General features: G+C 61.6%; 19 protein-coding genes, 1 pseudogene and 1 riboswitch. Of the genes and pseudogenes, 13 read left to right on the top strand and 7 right to left on the bottom strand.

Annotation, left to right across the window (positions count from 1 at the left end):
• Nucleotides 1-58: 58 nt before the first annotated feature.
• Nucleotides 59-150: riboswitch (TPP riboswitch) on the top strand.
• A 45-nt stretch (nt 151-195) separates the two neighbouring features.
• Genes thiB through AAIA72_RS14635 form a run of 3 tightly spaced genes read left to right on the top strand, consistent with a single transcriptional unit; the run spans nt 196 to nt 3,306 of the window.
• The gene (gene thiB, locus AAIA72_RS14625; protein ID WP_369601028.1) at nt 196-1,176 is read left to right on the top strand and encodes a thiamine ABC transporter substrate binding subunit; all 981 of its coding nucleotides are present in this window, start codon (nt 196-198) and stop codon (nt 1,174-1,176) included.
• Nucleotides 1,176-2,678 carry a hypothetical protein gene (locus AAIA72_RS14630; RefSeq protein WP_369601029.1) on the top strand — a complete coding sequence of 501 codons (1,503 nt, stop codon included), beginning with the start codon at nt 1,176-1,178 and terminating at the stop codon, nt 2,676-2,678. Before thiB ends, AAIA72_RS14630 begins: the two co-directional genes overlap by 1 nt.
• Nucleotides 2,662-3,306, top strand: coding sequence for an ATP-binding cassette domain-containing protein (locus AAIA72_RS14635; protein ID WP_369601030.1), 645 nt, complete (start codon nt 2,662-2,664; stop codon nt 3,304-3,306). The genes AAIA72_RS14630 and AAIA72_RS14635 overlap by 17 nt, the downstream gene beginning before the upstream one ends.
• A 69-nt stretch (nt 3,307-3,375) precedes the next feature.
• On the opposite strand, the gene AAIA72_RS14640 is transcribed toward AAIA72_RS14635, so the two are convergent.
• Nucleotides 3,376-4,122 carry a PEP-CTERM sorting domain-containing protein gene (locus tag AAIA72_RS14640; protein WP_369601031.1) on the bottom strand — a complete coding sequence of 249 codons (747 nt, stop codon included), beginning with the start codon at nt 4,120-4,122 and terminating at the stop codon, nt 3,376-3,378.
• A 173-nt stretch (nt 4,123-4,295) separates the two neighbouring features.
• Between AAIA72_RS14640 and AAIA72_RS14645 the strand changes: the two genes are divergently transcribed.
• The 10 genes and pseudogenes from AAIA72_RS14645 to AAIA72_RS14690 all read left to right on the top strand — a co-directional run bounded on the left by AAIA72_RS14645 (nt 4,296) and on the right by AAIA72_RS14690 (nt 9,576).
• Nucleotides 4,296-4,646: a hypothetical protein gene (locus AAIA72_RS14645; RefSeq protein ID WP_369601032.1), complete on the top strand. Its 351-nt coding sequence runs from the start codon at nt 4,296-4,298 to the stop codon at nt 4,644-4,646.
• A complete protein-coding gene (locus AAIA72_RS14650; protein ID WP_369601033.1) occupies nt 4,643-4,807 on the top strand; it encodes a YeeE/YedE family protein in 165 nt (54 codons plus the stop codon). Before AAIA72_RS14645 ends, AAIA72_RS14650 begins: the two co-directional genes overlap by 4 nt.
• Nucleotides 4,807-5,226, top strand: coding sequence for a YeeE/YedE family protein (locus AAIA72_RS14655; protein ID WP_369601034.1), 420 nt, complete (start codon nt 4,807-4,809; stop codon nt 5,224-5,226). Before AAIA72_RS14650 ends, AAIA72_RS14655 begins: the two co-directional genes overlap by 1 nt.
• A 75-nt stretch (nt 5,227-5,301) precedes the next feature.
• Nucleotides 5,302-6,195, top strand: a complete 894-nt coding sequence (locus tag AAIA72_RS14660) for an AEC family transporter (protein ID WP_369601035.1) — start codon at nt 5,302-5,304, stop codon at nt 6,193-6,195.
• A 469-nt stretch (nt 6,196-6,664) separates the two neighbouring features.
• Nucleotides 6,665-6,775 (top strand): annotated as a pseudogene (locus AAIA72_RS14665) (IS5/IS1182 family transposase); the annotation flags it as partial.
• A gap of 106 nt (nt 6,776-6,881) precedes the next feature.
• Complete coding sequence (locus AAIA72_RS14670; RefSeq protein ID WP_369601036.1) at nt 6,882-7,265, top strand: hypothetical protein; 384 nt, start codon at nt 6,882-6,884, stop codon at nt 7,263-7,265.
• 70 nt (nt 7,266-7,335) lie between these two features.
• The gene (locus tag AAIA72_RS14675) at nt 7,336-7,542 is read left to right on the top strand and encodes a hypothetical protein (RefSeq protein ID WP_369601037.1); all 207 of its coding nucleotides are present in this window, start codon (nt 7,336-7,338) and stop codon (nt 7,540-7,542) included.
• Between the two features lie 122 nt (nt 7,543-7,664).
• A complete protein-coding gene (locus AAIA72_RS14680) occupies nt 7,665-8,066 on the top strand; it encodes a hypothetical protein (RefSeq protein WP_369601038.1) in 402 nt (133 codons plus the stop codon).
• The gene (locus AAIA72_RS14685) at nt 8,063-8,413 is read left to right on the top strand and encodes a DUF3883 domain-containing protein (RefSeq protein WP_369601039.1); all 351 of its coding nucleotides are present in this window, start codon (nt 8,063-8,065) and stop codon (nt 8,411-8,413) included. The genes AAIA72_RS14680 and AAIA72_RS14685 overlap by 4 nt, the downstream gene beginning before the upstream one ends.
• A 38-nt stretch (nt 8,414-8,451) precedes the next feature.
• Complete coding sequence (locus tag AAIA72_RS14690) at nt 8,452-9,576, top strand: hypothetical protein (RefSeq protein WP_369601040.1); 1,125 nt, start codon at nt 8,452-8,454, stop codon at nt 9,574-9,576.
• A 68-nt stretch (nt 9,577-9,644) separates the two neighbouring features.
• On the opposite strand, the gene AAIA72_RS14695 is transcribed toward AAIA72_RS14690, so the two are convergent.
• Genes AAIA72_RS14695 through AAIA72_RS14720 form a run of 6 tightly spaced genes read right to left on the bottom strand, consistent with a single transcriptional unit; the run spans nt 9,645 to nt 19,022 of the window.
• Nucleotides 9,645-10,196: a CDP-archaeol synthase gene (locus AAIA72_RS14695; RefSeq protein ID WP_369601041.1), complete on the bottom strand. Its 552-nt coding sequence runs from the start codon at nt 10,194-10,196 to the stop codon at nt 9,645-9,647.
• Nucleotides 10,189-10,812 (bottom strand): CDP-alcohol phosphatidyltransferase family protein, encoded by a 624-nt coding sequence (locus AAIA72_RS14700; RefSeq protein ID WP_369601042.1) that lies wholly within the window; start codon nt 10,810-10,812, stop codon nt 10,189-10,191. The genes AAIA72_RS14695 and AAIA72_RS14700 overlap by 8 nt, the downstream gene beginning before the upstream one ends.
• The gene (locus AAIA72_RS14705) at nt 10,785-12,383 is read right to left on the bottom strand and encodes an AMP-binding protein (RefSeq protein ID WP_369601043.1); all 1,599 of its coding nucleotides are present in this window, start codon (nt 12,381-12,383) and stop codon (nt 10,785-10,787) included. Before AAIA72_RS14705 ends, AAIA72_RS14700 begins: the two co-directional genes overlap by 28 nt.
• The gene (locus AAIA72_RS14710; protein WP_369601044.1) at nt 12,383-13,471 is read right to left on the bottom strand and encodes a hypothetical protein; all 1,089 of its coding nucleotides are present in this window, start codon (nt 13,469-13,471) and stop codon (nt 12,383-12,385) included. Before AAIA72_RS14710 ends, AAIA72_RS14705 begins: the two co-directional genes overlap by 1 nt.
• Nucleotides 13,468-16,215 (bottom strand): phosphoenolpyruvate synthase, encoded by a 2,748-nt coding sequence (locus tag AAIA72_RS14715; RefSeq protein ID WP_369601045.1) that lies wholly within the window; start codon nt 16,213-16,215, stop codon nt 13,468-13,470. Before AAIA72_RS14715 ends, AAIA72_RS14710 begins: the two co-directional genes overlap by 4 nt.
• Nucleotides 16,212-19,022, bottom strand: a complete 2,811-nt coding sequence (locus AAIA72_RS14720) for a phosphotransferase (RefSeq protein WP_369601046.1) — start codon at nt 19,020-19,022, stop codon at nt 16,212-16,214. Before AAIA72_RS14720 ends, AAIA72_RS14715 begins: the two co-directional genes overlap by 4 nt.
• Between the last annotated feature and the right edge of the window lie 2 nt (nt 19,023-19,024).

The following is a 19,024-nucleotide window of genomic DNA, read 5'->3' on the forward strand; positions in this document are numbered from 1 at the left end:
AGTATAGCCTGCCGGAAATTGAAACTATACCCGGATGCCCGGCACGCGCTACAATGACTCCGACTCGCCGGGGTGCGCCAGAGGCGCTGAGAAAGACCCGTCGAACCTGATCCGGATCATGCCGGCGGAGGGAGCGAGCACCGTCCAGTGGGCGCGGCCCCTCCGCATGACTGTTTCAACTGAGGGGGAAGCCGAATGAAAGTCCTGTCCGTCCTGCTGGGGGCGCTCCTGTTCTGGGGTACGGCCCAGGCCGAGACCCTGCGTGTCTATACCTATGAATCTTTCGTCTCCGAGTGGGGCCCCGGCCCGGAAATCGAAAAGCGTTTCGAGGCCCGGTGCGGCTGCGATCTGGAGTTCGTGGGGCTTCAGGATGGTGTGGCGCTGCTCAACCGCCTGAAGCTGGAAGGCGCGCAAAGTGATGCGGACGTCATCCTCGGCATTGATGATGGGCTGGTGGCCGAGGCAGAAAAACTGGGCCTGTTCGCCCCGCACGGACTGGACCTCTCCGGTCTGAACCTGCCCGTGACCTGGACCGACAACTATTTTGTGCCCTATGACTACGGTTATTTCGCCTTCATCTACAACGCCGACAAGCTCCCCGAACCCCCTAAGAGCCTCAAGGCACTGGTGGCCGACCCGCAACTGAAAGTGATCTATCAGGATCCGCGGACCTCCACTCCCGGACAGGGCCTCATGCTCTGGATCAACACAGTCTATGGCGATGCTGCCGAACAGGCCTGGAAGCAGCTCGCCACCCATACGGTGACCATCACGCCGGGCTGGAGCGAGGCCTACAACCTGTTTCTGGAAGGGCAGGGCGATATGGTGCTGAGCTATACCACCTCGCCCGCCTACCACATGACCTATGACAAGACGGACAAGTACCGGGCCGCTGTGTTCGGGGAAGGGCACTATACCCAGATTGAAGTGCTGGGCCGGCTGGCCCATGCGCGCCATCCTGAGCTGGCCAACGACTTCCTGAAGTTCATGATCAGCCCTGCGGCACAGGATGTGCTGGCCGGTACCAACTGGATGTACCCGGTGCGTGAAGACGCCAAGCGCCCCGAAGCCTTTGACAGACTGCCCAAGGTGAAGCCGCTCCATCTGGCGCCGGCCGAGGTGGCCGCGCATCGCAAGGCCTGGATTGCCACCTGGCGGGCGGCGGTCAGCCGGTAATGAAACCATCGGGTGGGCGGTGGCTGCTGGCTTGCTGGGCGCGCTTTCCACTGGTGGTGGTGCTCGGCGCGCTGGCGGGCCTCGCAGCCTATCTGCCCCGGGATGACCAGTGGCTGCGGGTATTCGACAGCTGGCTGGTTCAGGTGGTGGGGTTTTCCGTCACCCAGGCCGTGCTGTCCGCCCTGTTGTCACTGGTGCTGGCCGTGCCCTGTGCCCTGTCTCTGGCCGCCCGGCCTTTCCGTGGGGCGCCTCTGCTTGCTGCCGGTCTCAATCTGGCATTCATCATGCCCGTACTGGCGGTGGCTCTGGGCGTGGCCCTGCTGTTCGGGCCCGGTGGCTGGCTGGCGCGTGAGGGCGGGGCTTACGGATGGTTCGGCATCCTGGTTGCCCATGTCCTGCTCAACTTGCCCTTTGCCGTGCGGGTATTCTGGTGGCGCCTGAGTCAGATTCCGCCCCATCATCTGCGTCTGGCCCGGCTCATGGGGCTGACACCCTGGGCCCGCCTGCGCTGGATTCAGTTACCGCCCCTGTGGGCGGCGGCACGCAGTCTGTTCGTGCTGATCACGTTGCTGTGCTTCAGCAGCTTTACCGTGATTCTCGTCCTCGGTGGCGGGCCGCGGTTCACCAATCTGGAAGTGGCGATCTATCAGGCCTTGCGGCTGGACTTTGACCTTCAGGCGGCAGGGATCATGGCCCTGATCCATGCCGGCCTGGCCAGCGGTCTGATACTCGCCGCGGGGCGCATGCAGACACTGGCCGGCGAACAGCCGCCCCCGCCGGTGGAGGCGGCCGCACCCCGGTGGCACCAGTGGTTGGTGATCGGATGGCTCACCGGCGTGCTGCTGGCCCCGCATGGCGCACTGGTCTCCCGCGCCCTGAGCGCGGAATGGGTGATCCCGTCGCGCTTTGGTGAAGCCCTGGGCACCAGCCTGTCCATTGCCCTGTGCAGTGCGTTGCTGGCCGTGTCGCTGGCGGTGGCACGGGCACTGCAGGGCGAGCGCAAGGCCCGGCTGGGCGATTATGGCCTGCTGGGTCTGCCGGTTATGGTGCTGGCGACCGGCTGGTATCTGCTGGCGCTCAAGGGCGGCTGGGTCCGGCAGGCCGGCTGGCCGCTGGTCGTGATGTTCAACGCCCTCATGGCCCTGCCGCTCATCTTCCAGCCCCTGCGCAACCGACTGGAAGCCGTGTACCGGCGCGATGCCCGCAAGGTGGCGCTGCTGGGGCTGACGCGCTGGACGGCCGTGCGACGGATCTACGGCCCGCAATTGTGGCCGGTGCTGCGCTGGGCACTGGGCATGGCGGCCGTACTGAGCCTGGGGGATCTGGGTATTGCTGCGCTGGTGGGCAGTACGGATTTCGTGACCCTGCCCCTGCTGATCTACCAGGCCATGGGCAGTTACCGGATGGCGACGGCAGCACAGGTCATGCTCATCCTGCTGGCCCTGTGCGCGCTGACACTCTGGTTTGCAGAACGCAGGGGGATGCATGTTGCACGTGGATGATCTGCTGATCCGGCAGGCCGGGCTGTGCTGGCAGTGGAATTTCAGCCTGGCACCGGGCGAACTGCTGGTGATTCACGGACCCAGCGGCGCGGGCAAGACCACGTTGCTGGAAACCCTGGCGGGTCTGCGCCCGGCTGCGGGCGGTGCCGTGCGCTGGGCAGGGCGGGACGTGCTCGATCTGGCACCGGCTCGCCGGCCCTTTGCGCTCATGTGTCAATCCGGCAATCTGTTTGACCACCTGACCGCGCGACAGAATCTTGCCTTTGGCGTATCTCCCACCGGACGCCTCTCTGCAGAGCAGAAAGTGCAGGTGGAAGCCGCCGCCCGGCGCTTTGGCATCACTGAGGTGCTGGCGCAATTGCCCGGTGAGCTCAGTGGCGGACAGGCCCAGCGGGTGGCGTTGGCCCGCACCTTCCTGCAGGGCAAGCCCGTGCTGCTCCTGGATGAACCCTTCGCATCACTGGATCCGGCCATGCGTGAAGAGGGCATGCGCTGGGTGAATCAGATGCGTCGGGAGCACGATACCGCCGTGATACTGGTGACGCACCATGTCAGTGAGGTGGAGGCGGATGCAACGCGGATGCTGGCCTGCGAGGCGGCCTCGGGGCAGAGGGACTTTGGGGACTGAGGGTCATGCCGCGGAGTTTTGCCTCCGCGGCAGAGGATGGCACTGCTGCAGTGCGCTTGCCGGAGCGGGTTATTTCACAAGAGCCCGGCGACGGCGCGCCAGAGAAAGTCCCAGCAGACTGATACCCAGCAGGCCCAGTGCCCCGGGTTCCGGGACGGTCACGGCAGGATCATAGGAGGCAAAGTTGAATCCATACCAGTTTTCAGATGTTGTGCTGAAACTGATATTGCTGAAAGTGCCGGAGAAGTGGAGGATACCGTTGTATTCGGTTCCCACAAATTGCGTGCCGCTGACGCTGTAGCCGTTATAACCCCACCGGTTGGGGCCCGCCGAAACCACGGTAAATGGATCCGTAAAATCAAAAGTGACGCTTTTCCAGGGAGCGCCAATGCTGACCATTGCCATGTAAAGATCTTCGACAGGCTTGTCGAACGTCAGCGTAAAGATCGATCCAGTGTTGACCCGGATCAGATCCGAGGGCGCCATACCGGCATAGGTCCCGGTTGGGGATGTATAACCCGTGCTGGCATGGTTGTAGTAATGGTCGCCATCTACGTGGTTCCAGGGCGTGCCTGAAAGCGTGACATTCACGGTTGTGCCGCCTGCATCCATCACGCCTGTATAGGGTGACGACCAGTCAATCCAACCAGCTTGGGCTGACTGGGCAAACAGCATGCTGGCCGTGCCCAGAGAAAGGATGATTTGCTTGAGTGTCATGATGAAATTTCCTTCTGTTTTGATTTGTCTTGGTGCTTTTCGCAGGCGGTAAGGTCGCCCGCGCAAAGCATGAAAAACGTGAAGCAAAAAAAGCGCCATCAAAAATATGCTGTAATATCAAAGTGGTATGAATTTGTCCCGATATCGATGTGTAAAATGTTTGATACAGATCCGGGCTTCTGTTCGTGACTTTTTATCAACGGGAATCTTTGAGACAATTCCCTCCGGATTTGGGTTGGCCGTGGCGCGTATCAGAACATTCATGTCGCCCCATGAGTCAGACAGGTGAATATCAGTCGGAGGTAGTCGTGGACTGGAGTATCTGGTTTCCGAACGGGGTCGCCCATTATGCCTTGGGCGGTTTTCTGATTGGTCTGGGCGTGAGCCTGATCTTTGTGTTCACGGGCCTCCTGGCCGGGATGAGCTCGGTATTCAGCAGCACCTGGACGTGGTTTTCCCGGTTGCCCTGGTTTCAGCAAGCCGGTCTCCGGCAATCCCGGGTCTGGCGGCTGGTGCTGGCTGGCGGACTCATCCTCGGTGCGGCGCTGTACTGGTTCGTGTTCGGGCCGGCAGAACCGCTCACCACCCAAGTGCCCCTGTGGCAACTCGGGGTGGGGGCGTGATTGCCGGTTTCGGCGCACGGCTGGGTAACGGTTGCACGTCCGGCCATGGCATCTGCGGCATGGCGTCGCTTCAGATGCCCTCGTTCCTTGCGGTGCTGGTCTTTCTCGCCACCGCCATCATCACCGCACACCTGACAGCCTGGCTGGGAGGGGGCTCCTGATGAAAACCGCTTCGCTGTTCGTCATTCTGCTCGGCGGCATGCTCTTTGGTGCCGGACTGGCCCTGTCGCGCATGATCCAGCCGGAAGTCGTACTGGCCTTCCTGCGCTTCGAGGACATGGGGCTGCTGCTGGTGCTGGGTGCCGCCGTCACCACCACCTTTGTGGTCTATCAGATCGCCACACGGTTCATGCGCAAGCCCGTACTGGAACCGCGCTTTTCGGGCCGACCGGAGGTGAGCCGGAAGGACACCCTCACCGGCGCTGCCCTGTTTGGTGTGGGCTGGGGGCTCAGCGGTGTCTGCCCCGGACCGGCCATTGCCGGACTCGGTGCCGGTAACTGGGCGCTGCTGGTTTCCGTACTGGGCCTGCTGGCAGGTGCTTGGCTGCATGGATGGTGGATGTCGCGGCGGGGTGGCTGACAGCCTTTGGTACCATGGCACCCTGACACCGGACTCTGATAAGCTGCCCGGTTCAATCAGGCCAGGAGGTGGAGGGTGTCGCCCTTATTGATGGAAACAGGCTGGCGTATCGCCGGGACGGTAGTGCCGCTCATCATCATGGTGGGGGCCGGTTTTCTGTACGCCCGCCGTACTCATACGGACATGACGGTGGCCAACCGTCTGAACATGGACGTGTTCACCCCGGCGCTGATCTTTTCCGTCATGTCCGCAAAATCCTTCGATCCGCTGAGCCACGTGGCGCTGGCAGTGGCCTGCGCGGGACTGGTGCTGGGTTCCGGCGTGCTGGTCTGGCCGCTCTGCCGGGTGCTGGGGTTTCGGGTCAGAACCTTTGTGCCGCCGATGATGTTCAACAACAGCGGCAATCTGGGGATTCCCCTGCTGGTGCTGGCGTTCGGTGAGGCGGCGCTGCCCGCCGCCGTGGTGCTGTTTCTGGTGTCCACCCTGTTGCATTTTACTGTGGGCATGGCGATTGTCAGTGGCCGGGCGAGCGTCGCGGCCACGCTGCGCAGTCCGATCATCCTGGCCACGGCAGCGGGGCTGGTCTGGAGCGCGACGGGGCAGGCGATGCCGCCCATGCTCAAGACCCCCATTGACATGCTGGGGCAGATCGCCATCCCGCTCATGCTCTTTGCACTGGGTGTGCGCATGACCGGTATCGACTTCAGCCACTGGCGGGCCGGAGCCTGGGGTGCGGTGCTGTGTCCGCTCTCGGGCGTGATCATGGCCCTGATCATGGTGCCGGTTCTGGGGCTGGACAGCACCGAATCCCGCTACCTGATCCTGTTCGGCGCCCTGCCACCCGCCGTGCTCAATTACATGGTGGCCGAACGCTACCAGCAGGAACCGGAAGTGGTGGCCTCGGTGGTGCTGATCGGCAACCTGGCAAGCCTGGTGTTCATTCCGTTGACGTTGGGGTTTGTGTTGTAGGAGGACGGCCCACTGGTGGATCGCCCGTCACGTGCTTCAACATGGCTGTACTGTATTCACTCTTCGGACTGTTTTGCGGGGTTGCTGATGGGAAGTTGGTTTGATCTGGCAGCACCGCTGGATTTGAAGTAATCTTGACCATGTAGGCTGCAAATATAAGCCGCCGGGCCAACGCAGGGAGTCGGCCAGAATCCGGATCAGACAGGGAAGTGCCATCGTGACGTTCCTTCCCCGAAGCTTCGGAACTGACCTGCCAAGTCACCAGTTGGTGACGCATTCTCTGCGTATTGGCAACAGATTTTGTTCTATCCATTACTGAAGGCTTTCAGAATATATTTATTTAAGGAACCTCTGAAAAATACCCCTGAATGAGGGGTAATAAGCCATCAGATACGGAAACGGCCAGGAGAACCCGATGGATTACCAGCCCACCTTCGCAGAACTTGAGTGCCAGCACAAGAAGTGCAACCTGGGTGCGAAGATTCTGGAAACGGTCAACCGGGTGCTGAACCGGAAGGGGCTGATTCTGCGCAGCGGAACCATCATGGATGCCACGATCATTGAGGCGCCTTCCTCGACAGGCGAAGTTATTCAGAGGCTCCTTAAAGCCTGGGGTGTCTGGTGGGAGAACTCACCTTATGGCGACGATCCCCATGATCAGCGGTTAATTGAATCCGGTATTCAGTATGCAAAACATTTGGGGTATTAGTCTGCTGTTCTTGGGCGCCTTGCTAACCCAGTCTTGTGGCGGCGATCTGGGCAAGGCAAGGTTGGTCAATAAAGTTGCTGCACCGGACTCAACTTTCAACCTATTGATATATGAGTCTAATTACGGAGCCACCGTGCCTTATGTATACAGTTTCTATATTGTTTCTGGCGGATTAGAAGTTGAGCCAGCTGACCGAGAAACAGACATTCTACGAGTAGATGATATTGAAGGGATTAATGTCAGGTGGTTAACATCATCTAATTTGTTAATTGCCTGCGTGCGAGGTAATGTATACAAATATCAATCTATTGGGGATACCTCGGTGGGACGCATCAGAGTGGATCTTGCAACCAAGTGCTAAGGAGCCTCTGAAAAACACCGCGAATGAGGGGTAATAAGCCATCAGATACCGAAACGGCCAGGAGAACCCGATGGATTACCAGCCCGCCTTCGCAGAGCTTGAGTACGAGCACAAGAAGCGCAAGACCCGCTATCGTGGCCTGAAGAAAAATACCAACCGTCTGGCCACGCTCGCCGCACTGGCAAATCTGATGATGGGAGACGATTTTTGTTGCCCTCATAGGGCAATTGCGCCCGAAATGCGCCTTCAGGGCGCAGAATGGGCAGAAAACAGGTAGAAAATGGCCGATTTTTAGTTGGAATCGACTAAAAAGTGACCATCTGGATGCTGAAAGGTGGCCAATGGCGCAAAAGGCGAAGTTATTCAGAGGCTCCTTAACAAGCATATATTATGGAGATTTTGACGACCAAAGAACTGGCAATAATAATTGGTGGCGGAGATTCATATATCAGGACGCGAAAAAATATAGTAACAGGGTTGGCGGTGAAACCCGAAATCAATCCAGATGCTCCGGATATCATTCTTGTGGGGAAGGGGCCCAGAATGAGGGCAAATGCCGAGAAGTTTCTCCAGCAAGGGCAATATGTTCCCGTCTACATGAAGCAGGCAAAAAATGCCTGGAGTTATGTCGGAGAGTATAAGGCAGTATCGTACTCCAGAGAACCGGAGATTATTGAGAAGTACGGAGAAGTCAGGCGCCCGGGAAGCGTGGATGGTGTCCTTTTTTGTCACCAAAGAATGAAGAAGATGGGGGTGATCTGCTTTATCCTCGTTGGCTGGATGTGGAAAAGAGAAAGTTGATTGAAAGCAAGGCGATAGAGTTTGTCGCTAAGTACTACCAGAATTTGGGGTACAGTGTGATCGATCGGCAAAAGGATAATGTGGGCTATGATCTTTTGGTTGAGAACTCAATTGAAAAGTTACATATAGAGGTCAAAGGGACCTCTGGGCCTGATAGAAGGTTTTTCTTGTCCAGAAATGAAAGGCGAAAATCTGAGGAGATTCCGGAATGGCGTTTGGCGCTTGTATCCAGCGCCCTGAGCAAACCAAGAATGAAAATCTATACAGCAAGTGAAATGGAACGTGCGTTTAGCTTTGATGCCAAGTGCTGGGAATGTACCGAGAACAATCAGGATACCAGCTTGTGAGTATGTGATTGGGAGCTTGACGAAAACGAAGAGAGCTTATGTTCAAAACTGAAAGTGAATTGCAGGCCCGACTCCACCTCGATCCCCAGTTGGTTCTGTCCGGACTTCCGGACATCAATCCTGAATTTTGCCCCGATGCACCCGGCTTGGTGTCTCTTGGCAGAGAGATTCAGCTTTCCAGCGGCGCAATTGACAATCTTTTCATTGATATCAACGCGGTTTTGACTTTTGTGGAGTGCAAGCGTTATAGCGACAGCCGTTTGAAGCGCGAAGTTTATCCGCAGGTGATCAATTACGCTTCAGACCTGCAGAACCAATTGATTCACTATAACGGCAAGGTATTTCAGAAGCGTTTTGGCGACCTGATTTCCACTGCTTCCAATGCTTGCTACAAGAATTTGGACGCAGTTATGCATGCCTTGTCCAAGGACCCCATTCTTGAGGGCAAGAAGGTATCCGAGTGGCGCCAGCAATTTCTGGAGCGGCTTGAATTCAATGTCAAGAATGGTGTGTGCCGGGTAATCATACTCTGTGCGCCTGAGCCCAATAGCGTGTTCAATTATCGCGCAGTCCGGAATCTGATGCAGTTGATGACTTTTTCTGAATGCTCGACATCTCGATATGACTTGGTGCTGATGGATCTGCGTGAGGAACATGACAATCTGGTCTCGAAAATAATCTGGAGAAGATACTCCGCACTCCCGCAGATTCCTCTGGTGGCAGAAAGTATCAGGGACATCTCAGCCGGGATTGACCGCATGAAAGAGCGTGAGGAGGGCCTGCCACCTGATCGCAGAGTTCTGATCGATCGCCTGCTTGAAGCCTTGTCGGATTATGGGTTGGTAGCAGTGGAGAACACCAAGGGATATGCACTGATGGATGCGGACACAAGGAAGTCTGTCTACACAAGCATTGCGATAAGAGATCAGGACTGGACCGTCGTTCGCCACCAAATACGGCCTCCGGAATCTCTTTATGAATTGGAGGCGAATGGACATACCGATATTTTGGACGGTTTTAATTTCACCATACAACGCAAGCGATCTGCTCTTGCGCCGGGAAAGCTTTATCAGATTGAAATCGCTCCGGATGCATCAACGGATATCAATAGACTTGCACATGTGATCAATCAAATAGCGAGAAGAGTGACAACGGAAGCCTGAGGCATTTTCAGTATCGCTCGGAGGGGAAGGAAGGCAGGCTTTCGAAGCTGGCACAGCGGGGCATTCCCTCACACCGCCTTCTCCTTCCAGCGCAGCACAAACAACAGCCGTTTGACGCCCAGCGCCACGGCCGGGAAGATGAGGATCAGGGTGAGGAGCGTCGTTGCGGGCAGGTCCGTGAGCAGGGCATAGGCCAGGGTGAAGCCGATGGCGGAGTCCCATTGGTCGATGAGGATAAAGAGTGCCTTCAGGTGTTCCGGGGTTTCACCGGGTGCGATGCCCAGCCGCCGCTTGATGAAAGAGTTGGGCAGTTCCATGAGGATGTAGCCGAGGCCCAGTGCCAGGCCGAGCACCGTGGACGGGACGGCCTGCAGGCTGTGAAGGGTGCCGGGCCACCAGGGGCTGGCGGCGTGCAGCAGCCAGGCGCCGGGAATTGTCAGCAGCGGCATGAGGACAACGCCGCGCCAGGTCTTGTTGGCGCCGAACCAGCGGGCATGAATGGGGATCTTCAGCCCTTCCAGCCATTGGTGGGATACGGCATACATGTGGGCGACGCCGCCCACCACGATGGGCAGGGTGAGCCAGAGGGCGGCGATGAGGTGTGTGCTCCATTCAGCCATGGTTGGTCTCCCACCAGGCCCGGGTGCCGAAAATCAGGATGCCGCTCAATACCACGGTGAGGATCTGGCCCAGGGTATTGAACTTGAAGAAGGGGCGGTTCCAGACCATGCACAGGGCCACCAGCGCCCAGAGGCCGTGCAGCAGTGCCAGTGCCGTCTCCCGGCCCAGCCACCAGCCGAGGATGACGGTGGCGGACAGGCTGAAGACGATCCAGTACACCGGCATGCCCTGATAGGCCAGCGCCTTGCCCTGGCGGATGTTGCCGGTCTGGTTGAACACGGCGAGGCGGACGCTGCCGCAGGCCCAGAGGGCATAGATGATGAGCATTGCCGCCGGGCCGTTGAATCCCCATTGCCAGGCCCAGAAGGCGGGCGTGACAAGATACATGAATGTGTCCACAAATCCGTCCAGATAACGGCCGAACTCCCGGGTAAGGCCCCACTTGCGGGCCAGATAGCCGTCCAGCGCATCGGCCAGCATGGCGGCGTAGAGCAGGGCCAGGGCGGCAGTCAGGTGGCCGGCCTGAATCAGCCAGAGCACGCCTCCCACCAAGGCCAGGCCGGTGAGGGTGATGAGGTCAACCCGGTTCAGCCGGATAATGAAATGCGGCGCCATGGCTGGCATCTCCGTTTCAGTTCTGCGCGTTGAATCTTGCTGTTGTGCCGGCTGTCCACGGGCAGTGCCGGGAGGATGTGAATCGGGCAGCGCGGCAGCTGGTGGGCCATGAGAATATGCCGTGCGGCGTGGCTGGCGGCGTCGGCCGTGGCATGGGGCTCGGGTTCGAGAAACAGGTGGGGCGTTTCGCCGGGCCGTGTCTGGATCAGTGCGCTGCGCCGGATGGCGGGATGCTCGTCCAGTTGCCGTTCCACGGGAAAGACCGGGATCCGCTGGCCTCTCAGCTCCAGACATTCCTTCGTCCGGCCCACGAGGTGCAGTCCGCCGTCACCGTCCTGCCAGGCCAGGTCTCCGGTGCGATGCCAGACGTGGCCGTCAACGCCCGGGATCTTGCTTTCGGCGGTGGCTTCCGGGTTATCCACGTAACCCTTGAGCACATGCGGGCCCTTCACCCAGACTTCCCCGGTTTCCCCTGCCGGCACGGTGGCGGCGAGGAGTTCGGCTTCGGACTGGGGCCGGCTGTCCGGGTCGGCGAGCACCACCCTGGCGATGGGTGACGGGGTGCCCACGGGGTAGCCGGGGCCCGTGTCGGTTTCCAGCAGGCGGGCCGGGCCATGGGCGATGGGTTCGGCTTCGGTGGAACCATAGACCACGGCCACATCCGCTTCCGGAAAGGCGCGCTGCAGGCGGCGGGCCAGTTTGGCGTTGACCGGGGCACCGCCCACGCGGATGGTCCGGATGGTCCGGCATCCGCCCACGGCGTCCGCCGCATCGGCCAGCCGGCTCAGGAAGGCGCCTGCTCCGCTGAGGCGGGTGACGCCACAGGCTTCTATCTGTTCGAGAATGCGCGTGCCGGGTGCCCGGGCCGGTGCGCGGAAGTCCATGTCCGGCAGGACGGAGGGCATGCCGCAGCAGAGGTTGTGCAGCACCAGCACCGGCAGGCAGGTCATGTCCACGTCGATGGAGGCATCCGGCCAGTCGGCCCGGATGGCCTGGTGCTGGGCAATCAGGCTGGCATGGTTGCGGTCGGCGCCCTTGGGCCGGCCGGTGGTGCCTGACGTATAGGAGATCAGGCCCGGTGCGCCCGGCGGGCGATGTACGCAGGGACCGGTAGGGCCGTGGGCCGGCAGTTGGTCCAGCGCGGGCAGGGCCAGCCAGGGGCGCGCCAGCCGGTCGAGAAGCCGGCCCGGAAAACACAGGCGCGGGGGTGCCAGCACGGCCTTGGCACGGCTTTCCGCCAGGGCTTCCAGCACCTTGCGACGACCCATACCGGTGTCCAGAAACACGGGTACCAGTCCTTCTGCCAGCAGTCCGAGCACGGCGACATACAGGGCGGGCGCCGGGGGGTGGATCACCACAATGCGGTCATTCTGCTTCCAGCCCTGTTGGCGGCACCAGGCCCGGAATCGGGCAATGGCCTGGCCCAGTTCTCCGAAACTGAGAGTGCGGAGCCGGTGCCCGGCATCCGGCCAGATCAGTGCGCTTACCCAGGGCTGCACGCGGCTGTGGCGCAGCACCAGTTCCACAAAGTTGCCGTTGTCCGGGGTGATGGAGGGCAATATGGCGTGCATCAGAGCTCCTTGACGAACAGGGCGTATTCCCGGCGTGTGCTGTCACTGGCGGGAAAGGCCAGTCCGGCCACCCGGGCGGAGGGGTTGTCCTCGCGTACCAGCACGGCACCGCCGTGATCGGCGAAGGGTTCGGCCCAGCGCATCATCAGCCAGCTCATGACGGCAAACAGGCCCTTCTGACGATAGGCGGGATGGACGCCGCCGGTCTTGCCCAGCATGGTCAGCGGTTTCAGCCGTTGCAGGTGGTCGGCATAGTTCAGTTCCGCAAGCGGGATGCAGCCTTCCCGGTTGACCCGGGCCAGGGGGCCGTAGTCGGGCAGGGCAATGAAGAAGCCGGCCACGTCGCCGTCGGGGCGTCGGGCGAGCACGGATGACCGGGGACAGAAACGGCGCGCGAAGGGTTCGCCGTAACTGCTGCGGAAGGCGTCTTCGGATATGCCCCGGTAGGCATAGTTGGCGCCGAAGATCTGGTCCACGTAGCGGTAGAACGCGCCCAGCTCATTCAGCCAGATGTCCGGTGTCAGGGGTTCGAAGGTGACCCCTTCGTTACACAGGGCGTCATGGAGGGGCGCGATGCGTGGCGCCATGCGCTCGGCGCGACCGGCCAGCGGGCCCAGCCAGCTGTAGAAGCGTTTTTCCTGCCGGTAACCGCAGGCCTCCAGCAGTTCGGCGTAGTAGGGCGGGTTGTAGGGTTCGCCCGGGAAGGCGCCGTCATGGAAGGCGTTGAGCCGGATCCGGTAGGGGTGAAAGGTGCTGAAGTTGATGGGGCCGAGCATCCGGGTGGCACCCTGTGCCCGGGCCCAGGTCTCGGCCGTGCGGAACAGTTGCCGGTTGATGTCGGCATCCGGGAGGCTTTCCCAGAACCCGAAGAAGGCGGTGGGTTGTCCGTCCACCTGCTGGTCCGGCCCGAAGAAGGCGGCGAGACGGGCGTGATCCGTGCTGTGCCACCAGATGGCCCGGTTGGGGTCCCGGGCCTCGCGGGCAAACTGCCCCCGGATGGCGGTGGCGTCTTCGCCCAGCCACCAGGGGTCTGCGGCATAGACCTGCTGTGCGACGTGGAAAAAGCGGTCGTCGGGCCACTGGCTCATGCGTGTGCCGGCTCCTGTGCTGTGGTGGCTTCGGCCTGATCCAGCAGCCAGACATCACCGCTGCCGCCGTCCAGACGGACCCGTTCGCCATCACGGATGCGCTGGGTGATGCCGGGGACATTGACGACCGCCGGAATGCCCAGTTCCCGCGCCACCACGGCGGAATGGGAGAGGGTGGAGCCGCGCTCGATGAGCAGGCCGCCGGCGGTGGGGAACAGGGGAGCCCAGCCCGGGTCGGTACGTACGGTGCAGAGAATCTGGCCGTCCAGGTTGAGTTCGTCCTGCGGCGAGAAGATCAGCCGTACGGGCTTTTCGACCACGCCCGGGAAGCAGCCGATGCCCTTGAGGTGATCTCCCTGGGCGGCCGCGGCTTCGGCCTGGGCATCCGCGTGGGGATAAACGTAGGTATTGTGGTGATACACCGGGCCCCAGGTGTAGAAATGATGGGGCAGTTCCTCGTCTTCCCAGCGGGCGAACTGTTCCCGGCGGGCGGCGGCGGTTTCCGCGAGGGCGCCGACGCTGGTGCCGTTCATCCAGGCATCCAGTTCTTCCACGGTGACATAGAAGATATCATCGGCCTGCCGGAGGGCGCCGGCCTCTGCCAGTCGTTCGCCCATTTCCCGGTACAGGTCCCGGTAGAGGCCGAACATGCGGGTGCGGGCCAGCCGCATGTTTTCACGGTGCTTGACGGCCGCGCGCAGGCGGGCCAGGGCCTTGCGGAAGCGTTTCACACCACGTTCTCCGGACTGCCTGCGGATGGCCTTCAGGGCTGTCTGCTCCGCATCCTTGCGCAGTTGGGCCTCGTTGCGCGCCAGTGCGTCGGCCGAGAGATCATCACGCAGGACAAAATTGCGCAGGACGCTGAACATGAACGCGGGATCCTGACGCAGGGTGACGGATTCGAGCTTGAGTTCGCCCATGGTCCGGTCGCCGTAGCGTTCGATGTATTCCAGGCAGCGGGCATGGATGTCCGGCCAGCCTTGCTGGAGGATGTCGAGCATGTGTTCCGGCGCGGTGTTCAGGAGGCGCTCCCTGAGTTCCGGGTCCTGCCGGATGCTGTCCGCCAGACGCATGAGGAACTTGGTGGGCTCGGTGCTTTCGATGCCTTCCTCGCCGGCCATGAGGTTGTTCTGGACCGCTTCCACCTGTTCGATCCCGGCCCGGGCCAGCATCTTGTGTACCTGCTGGTTGGACATCATGACGTAGAAGTCATTGAGGATGGGGGTGGTCCAGCGCCGCAGCAGGCGTTCGTCGAGCTGGTCGGCCAGTGCCTTGAGCTCGGCGAATTCCAGGGTGTGAAGCCGGTCGCGGGGAATGGACCGGTAAGCGGTCTCGAAGTGGCTGCGGAAGGCGGCCACCTTGCGTTCCATGACGGCGAAGCTCAGCAGCAGTCCGAGCAGGGCGCGGATTTTGGCCGGCAGGCGGGCGAGCTTCTGCCAGGGGGTGAGCTGCGTTTCCTGCACGAAATCCACTGGATCCTGAAGGCCCATCATGCGCTCCATGGCTTCCTTGTTGGTTTCGAAGCCGGGCAGCAGGGTGAGCCCGCGGTACCAGTTGTTGATGTTGTAGTACACCCGCCCCTTGATGAGGCCGAGCATGTTGTCCAGCATGTCCCGGTGGGCGGCGATGGTGCGGTCCGAAAGCCCCAGTACGCGCATGGTCTGCTCGTACACGGTGGCATAGGCCCGCCGTGCAAAGCTGAAGGTGAGGGGCGTGGTGACGCCGCAGTAGCTTTCCTGAATGTTGGAGTTGTCCCAGACGATACGCTCGCCCTTGGGGCGCTCCGGTGCCGGCAGGGCGGTGATGGGACGGGTCTGGAGCAGCCAGAGCCGGCCTTCGGCGAAGGTGAATTCGATGTCCTGGGGGCGGCGACGCAGGGCGGCAATGGTGCGGCCGAGGCGCATGAGCTGACGCAGTTGTTCCGGGGTCAGGCAGGGGCGGTCCCGGTCGGCTTCGGGCACGGGCTGTTCGCAGGTGCCCTGGCCGGCGTCGGCGTCGAAGCGCAGGGCGACGTCCTTGTGGCTGATCTGGCTGCCGAGCAGGTTGCCGTCGTGATCCAGGGTGAACTCGTCGGCGGCACAGTGGCCGGAAACCAGGCCTTCTCCGGCGCCCCAGCAGGCCGAGACCAGCGCCTGGTCACGGCGGCCATTGACCGGGTGAGCGGTGAAAAGGACACCCGAGACCTGTCCGTCAATCATGCGCTGCACCACTACTGCACAGCGGATGTGATCCAGCGGCAGGTTCTGCCTCAGGCGATAGAGCAGGGCCCGTTCCCCGAAGGCGCTGGCCCAGACTTCCCGCACGGACTGCTCAATGGCATCCAGACCCCGCTGGTAGAGAAAGGAATCCATCTGTCCCGCGAACGAGGCATTTTCCGCATCCTCGCCGACCACGGAGGAGCGCACGGCGAAGGGGGCTTCCGGGTCGCCGGAAAGCCGGGACAGCGCTTCGGTGAGTGCAGCCTTGCCGGCTTCGGGCAGCGGGTGGGCCAGAATGTGCCCGCGGATTTCGGTGGCGATATTCCCTGCGGTATCCGGTGTCAGGCCTTCGAGCAGGCCGTCCAGCGTATTGCGGAGTCCGTGTGCATCCAGAAAGGCCTCGAAGGCCTGGACGGGCAGGACTGACCAGGGGGGAACCGGCATGCCGTTGCGGCTCAGCCAGGCGAGCTGCCAGGCCTTGCCGCCAAGTTCGGATTCACCCCGGGCGCTGGCGTCTTCCTGTGTCAGGATCCAGGTTGTGTTCATCGGGACACCTCGGGCGATTTCAGGTTCAGGCGGGTTCTGGCCATCAGCCGGGCTTCCTCCCGGTCAATCAGGGTGCGGAAGGTGGCATGTACCCGCTCCATGAAGCCGTAGTGCCGGAAGGTGTGCGCCATGACGTACAGGGACATGCGTGACAACAGCAGATCGAACAGACACAGGGTGAAGCCCCAGCGCCAGCGATCCGGGTCGATGGACTGGCCGGTATGACGCTCCAGTTCGCGGCGGTGCAGTTCAATGTAATCCTCGATCACGCTTTCCGGTGTATCCGGTTGCTGGGTGAAGACCAGCAGTTCGGCCAGGTCGTACTGGGGCGCGTGTACCGTGGCCAGCTCCCAGTCGTAAAGGACCATTTCGGGGCCGTCTTCGCCCTCGCGGAAGGCGATGTTGCGCGGGTTGAAATCATTGTGGATCAGGGTGCGCGGTTGCCTGTTCAGCTCCTGCCACCAGACCGGCAGGGTGTTGATGAGCATGCGGTAGCGCTCCAGGTCGTCATCGCTGAACCATTCGGGGAACTCTTCCCGGGCGTGGACGCCGAGCATTTCCCACAGGCGCTGCATTTCCACCCGGTCCTCGTAGCGTGGCGGGTCGATGATCCAGGGCTTTTCAAGCAGCGCCTGCTCCTGACCGTACCAGCGGCTGTGAATCTCCGCCGCGCCACGGATGGCGGCACGGGTATGGGCGTCCGTCCAGCCTTCCAGGGTGTCGGCCACGTCCATCAGGGCCATGTTTTCCAGCAGCTCCTCTACCAGGACAAAGGCCTCGCGTTCCGGCTCGGCCCAGGTGCCATAGACCCTGGGCATGTGACGGGTCAGGCGCGGGTCGCGGTCGGACATGACCTCCAGCTCGCGCACGTGACAGCCGCGGAAGCCGAGACGATTGCGGTAGCGGTTGAACTCCTGGGCCAGGCGTGCATCACACATGGCGGCCATGCTGTTGAGCATGAGGATGACCTCGTCATCCAGCGGCTTGACCTTGACCATGACGCGCAGCTCGCCGCTCTGGCCGAGCCCGTTGGTATAGCGCAGCACGGCCGGGAAGTGTCCCACCAGCTTGTTGACCTTGTGGCCGGTCAGTTCGGTGATGATGGAGGATCCCTTGCTGAAATTGTCGATCAGGTCCACCTCGTGGACTTCCAGATGCGGGTCATCCAGCCGTTCACGCAGCAGGCGGGTGAACAGCGCCGGGTTGAGATCGCCCAGCTTGAGGGTGTTGACCGGACGGTTGCGCCCCAGTTTCTCGTGGGCGCTGGCAAACTGGCCGCTGGCAATGGCGGACAGGGTGGACAGGTCCAGTGCCAGGCAGTAACCGGCGATGATTTCCGCCAGGCGGTGGGCCTTGCCCGGCCCGGCACAACCGATGAGTGACAGACACTCCTTCTGGTGGTGCAGGCTGGTGCCTCCGCCCACGGTGCCCACCACGAGGCTGGGCAGCATCATGCTGGCATAGACGGCTTCCTCGCCGGTTTCCGTGGTGACCAGTTCCAGATGCAGCTGGCCGATGGCGGATTCGTGCACGCAGGCGATGTCCTGACCGGTGGCCGTGAAGATGGCGGCAATGACGTTGGCGATATTGATGTTGATGCCCACCATGCCGGCCGCAATGCTGCCCATGACGAAGCTCTGGTAGGCATCCACAAGCTGGCGGGGGGTCACCTTGAGCACGTTCTGCAGCACGTCCCCGGGCAGGGTGCAGTCGGCCATGACACGGATGCCCCGGCCCTTGAGGAAGGACTGATAGGTCACTTTCTTGTCGTTGGACAGGTTGGCCTCGATCATGAAGTTGTCGAACTTCAGATCTTCGAAAGCCTTCATCTGTTCCAGAATCCAAAGGCAGGCGTGCCAGGTGCAGGTGGTGGTCATGTTCTGGCCTGCCGCGTCGCCGGTTTCGTAAACGAAATGCACGTGAACCGCCTTGCCGAACACTTGGGGCTCGACCTTCTTGAGGTCCGCATAGTTGGAGAAGCGGCGGGTCTGGTCCCGGATGTCACTGAAATGGCACTTCACCCATTCGGCAAAGAACAGGGCGTCCTGCATGGTCTTGAGCACGAAGACGGGCACGCGCAGCATGCGCTGGGCCAGAACCCGGGTACTGACGCCCCCGGAACGGGTCAGGGCGGTGGCGCCGCGGGTGGCGGAGGCCACCAGTGCGCCCTCGGAGGTCGCCATGGGTGCGTAGGTGTATTCGGACACGTTCTGGCCGTGGATGAGCAGGGGGCCGGCCACGCCGACGGGGACTTCCACCGAGCCGATGAAGGCTTCGATGTTGCTCATCAGCTTGTTCGGATCGAAGCTGTGCTGTGACAGCCCTTCCAGCTTCACGCCGGTCTGGGCTTCCAGAAACGCCACGCGCTCCTGCCGGGCCGCCTCGGTATAGAGGCCGCGAGCCGGCACCTTGGGCACCGCCTGGGCATCAATGCGTTCGGAAGGGGCGCGTTCGTGCTGGTGAATCAGGTAGAGTGCGCGCCACAGGCATTTGCTGTTGGCCTTGCCGGGCACCACGGCCCGGATGATGGCGACGCAGTGCCGCGCTTCTTTCGCTTCCTGACCCTGGATGACCAGTTCCAGCCCGCACAGGGTTTCGCCATCCACCACGATGGAGGCATCTTCCAGACGCTGCCCGACGGGCAGACGGGCCAGCAGTTCATGGCTGGGCACCAGGGCATCCACGCTGTTCTGGGTCACGTGTTCGATCAGAAGCGCGCAGGGCTCGCCATCCAGGGTGAAGTGCAGCTCACCGGCCAGCGGAGTGGATTCGAAGTGCCGGCGCCTTGAAATGTTCGGAGTGTACATCT

This window comes from Thermohahella caldifontis, assembly GCF_041153465.1.
Classification (GTDB): Bacteria; Pseudomonadota; Gammaproteobacteria; order Pseudomonadales; family Oleiphilaceae; genus Thermohahella; species Thermohahella caldifontis.

Bases quoted from the DNA above. Each gene is read 5' to 3' on its own strand.
- thiB (WP_369601028.1), top strand. From the start codon at position 196: ATGAAAGTCCTGTCCGTCCTGCTGGGGGCGCTCCTGTTCTGGGGTACG.
- AAIA72_RS14630 (WP_369601029.1), top strand. From the start codon at position 1,176: ATGAAACCATCGGGTGGGCGGTGGCTGCTGGCTTGCTGGGCGCGCTTT.
- AAIA72_RS14635 (WP_369601030.1), top strand. From the start codon at position 2,662: ATGTTGCACGTGGATGATCTGCTGATCCGGCAGGCCGGGCTGTGCTGG.
- AAIA72_RS14640 (WP_369601031.1), bottom strand. From the start codon at position 4,122: ATGGCGCTTTTTTTGCTTCACGTTTTTCATGCTTTGCGCGGGCGACCT.
- AAIA72_RS14645 (WP_369601032.1), top strand. From the start codon at position 4,296: ATGAGTCAGACAGGTGAATATCAGTCGGAGGTAGTCGTGGACTGGAGT.
- AAIA72_RS14655 (WP_369601034.1), top strand. From the start codon at position 4,807: ATGAAAACCGCTTCGCTGTTCGTCATTCTGCTCGGCGGCATGCTCTTT.
- AAIA72_RS14670 (WP_369601036.1), top strand. From the start codon at position 6,882: ATGCAAAACATTTGGGGTATTAGTCTGCTGTTCTTGGGCGCCTTGCTA.
- AAIA72_RS14675 (WP_369601037.1), top strand. From the start codon at position 7,336: ATGGATTACCAGCCCGCCTTCGCAGAGCTTGAGTACGAGCACAAGAAG.
- AAIA72_RS14690 (WP_369601040.1), top strand. From the start codon at position 8,452: ATGTTCAAAACTGAAAGTGAATTGCAGGCCCGACTCCACCTCGATCCC.
- AAIA72_RS14695 (WP_369601041.1), bottom strand. From the start codon at position 10,196: ATGGCTGAATGGAGCACACACCTCATCGCCGCCCTCTGGCTCACCCTG.
- AAIA72_RS14700 (WP_369601042.1), bottom strand. From the start codon at position 10,812: ATGGCGCCGCATTTCATTATCCGGCTGAACCGGGTTGACCTCATCACC.
- AAIA72_RS14705 (WP_369601043.1), bottom strand. From the start codon at position 12,383: ATGCACGCCATATTGCCCTCCATCACCCCGGACAACGGCAACTTTGTG.
- AAIA72_RS14710 (WP_369601044.1), bottom strand. From the start codon at position 13,471: ATGAGCCAGTGGCCCGACGACCGCTTTTTCCACGTCGCACAGCAGGTC.
- AAIA72_RS14715 (WP_369601045.1), bottom strand. From the start codon at position 16,215: ATGAACACAACCTGGATCCTGACACAGGAAGACGCCAGCGCCCGGGGT.
- AAIA72_RS14720 (WP_369601046.1), bottom strand. From the start codon at position 19,022: ATGTACACTCCGAACATTTCAAGGCGCCGGCACTTCGAATCCACTCCG.